We start from the raw sequence: 1559 nt of genomic DNA, 5'->3' as shown, positions 1-1559 counted from the left end.
CCCTTTACCATCTGTATATTGAATAATATAGAAGTAGGTTCCAGTAGGTAATTCAGCCGATTTATTAACAGTAGCTCTTCCTTCAGAGATTCCTCTAAAGACTCTTGTACTATTATCGTACTGATTAGTTTCGAATACTAATACTCCCCAACGGTTGTATATTTCTACAGTATTTGTAGGGAAACAAGTTCTATCTTCGATATTAAGAATCGTAAATACTTCATTTAATGCATCTCCATTTGGAGAAAAAGCATTCTTAACATCAATTACACAAGTGCCTATTGGAGCAACAATACAGTCATCATCAACAGTCATTACTACTTTAACGGTACTAGAACATGCTCCATTAGTAGTTAAATATTTCAATTCATAGTCACCTGTGTTAATTTCGTAAGGATTAAACTTCTCTTTTCCATCTACTAACACTATTCTAGAAGGATTAAACTCATCAATCCAAGTTCCCCCAGCTGTTGTACCCTCTGGTAATAAAGATTCAAGTGTAGGATATTTTAGATCTTTTATGTAATAATCAATATCATCATTACATTTTGCATATCCAGGTTTTCCATTTGTATCAGTATTTGTAGCAGTAACAATTACTTCTTGAGGCGCACTAACACTTCCTTTACCGTTGTCAAAAGTCCAACTTATTAAATAGGTACCAGCAGCATTATAAGTCAATTCATCAGTTGTTGTTCCTTCAATTACTCTTTGAGAACAACCATCAACAATACTTGGTTTAGGTACTTCTACAAAACAGGATCCTGTTATTGTTGCTAATACTGGAGCTGTTGGAGGATTCGTTTCATCTACTATAACTTTTTGTTTAGCAGTTGAAGTATTACCTTTACTATCCGTAAACGTCCAAGTAATTTCATAGGTGCCTTGAGTATTATAAATTACATCATTATCTGTTTTTCCTATAATATTTCCTTCACATGCGTCAATAGCTGTTGGCGTTTTAGCTGTAGCAGTACACTGACCTTTTTCATCTGGTATTGTTGGAGCAATTGGTGCTTCAGTATCTTTAACAATTACTTTTTGAAGTGCAGTTACAGAAACTGTTTTATCACTACTTTCAAAAACCCAAGTGATTATATATTCACCCTCAATGTTATAAGTTATAGGATTTTGAGGAGTACCAATTATTGATTCTCCACAGTTATTAGTTGTAGAAGGAATTTCTGCAGTTGCTGTACATTGACCTAGCACATCATCTAAAACTGGTTTGTCAATAATTTGAGTTCCCGTTACCGTCCAAGTACAAGTGTCGTTATTGAAGTCACCAACAGTTTCGTAACACGCCACAGTAGGTTTCTCAGGTTGAGTTCCTGAAGTTACCCAAGCACAAGTTGCAGTATCAAAAGCTCTAGTTTCATAACACGCTAATTCAGTAGTTGGTTCTGCAGGTTGAGTTCCTGAAGTTACCCAAGCACAAGTTACAGTATCAAAAGCTCTAGTTTCATAACACGCTAATGCAGTAGTTGGTTCTACAGGTTGAGTTCCTGATGTTACCCAAGCACAAGTTACAGTATCAAAAGCTCTAGTTTCATAACACG

General features: G+C 35.4%; 1 protein-coding gene. It reads right to left on the bottom strand.

The window, feature by feature from the left end:
• The coding region (locus tag F6464_RS14715) for a T9SS type B sorting domain-containing protein (protein ID WP_394349414.1) at nt 1–1559 on the bottom strand (1559 nt) is incomplete at both ends.

This window comes from Flavobacterium luteum, assembly GCF_008806775.1.
Lineage (GTDB): Bacteria > Bacteroidota > Bacteroidia > Flavobacteriales > Flavobacteriaceae > Flavobacterium > Flavobacterium luteum.
This window is presented reverse-complemented; position numbering and strand designations above follow the sequence as displayed.